This is a genomic window from Vibrio sp. 10N.222.48.A3 (assembly GCF_041475345.1).
Taxonomy (GTDB): domain Bacteria; phylum Pseudomonadota; class Gammaproteobacteria; order Enterobacterales; family Vibrionaceae; genus Vibrio; species Vibrio tasmaniensis_A.
In genome coordinates this window covers 1-725 of the sequence record NZ_JBFRVX010001451.1, presented here as the reverse complement: position 1 = coordinate 725, position 725 = coordinate 1, and the positions used below count along the sequence as shown (strand labels likewise).

The 725-nt window shown below is 43.6% G+C and carries 1 protein-coding gene; it reads right to left on the bottom strand.

Translation table 11 applies throughout. The annotated features are described in order from the left end of the window. Nucleotides 1-100: 100 nt before the first annotated feature. The coding region (locus tag AB4653_RS27050) for an ABC transporter ATP-binding protein (RefSeq protein ID WP_372105777.1) at nt 101-725 on the bottom strand (625 nt) is incomplete at its 5' end.

Genomic DNA, 725 nt, shown 5'->3' with positions numbered 1-725 from the left:
GGGAGGTCACGCGACCTCCCAAGTTGAAACACTAATCAGACTTTTAACCTGATTTAAATGCCTAGAACAACACTGATTTAAATCTCTAGAACAATAAACATCAGGCGTGCGATTGCACACTGCCGTAGAGTGTTTGATATAATCCTTGTTGTTCAACCAATTCACCATGTGTTCCTGTCTGTGTAACTTGCCCATCTTCTAAAACATAGATTAGATCGGCCTGTTTCACCGCTGATAATCGATGAGCCACTATCAAAGTTGTGCGATCTTTCAAAAACTCGCTCAGCGCTTTATGCAGTGCTGACTCTGTTGCTGTATCGAGTGCTGATGTCGCTTCATCTAGAATAACAAACTTAGGATTGCTCAGCACCATTCGGGCTATCGCTAAGCGTTGTCGTTGCCCGCCAGACAGTCGAACGCCATTCCTACCAATTTGTGTATCTAAGCCATTACTCAGTTGCTTGATGACATCTTGCATTTGAGAGACTTCAAGTGCACGCCACAACGACATTTCATCGTATTCAGCACCAAGCGTCAGATTATGCCTTAATGTATCGTTAAAAAGTATAGGTTGTTGTAAAACAACGGCAATTTGACTGCGTATTACATCGAAGCTGATGTCGTCGGTGGTTTCGCCGTTATAACGAATGCATCCAGAATCCGCTTGATAAACACCAATCAGTAACTGGATTAACGTAGATTTACCACCACCACTCGCACCCACC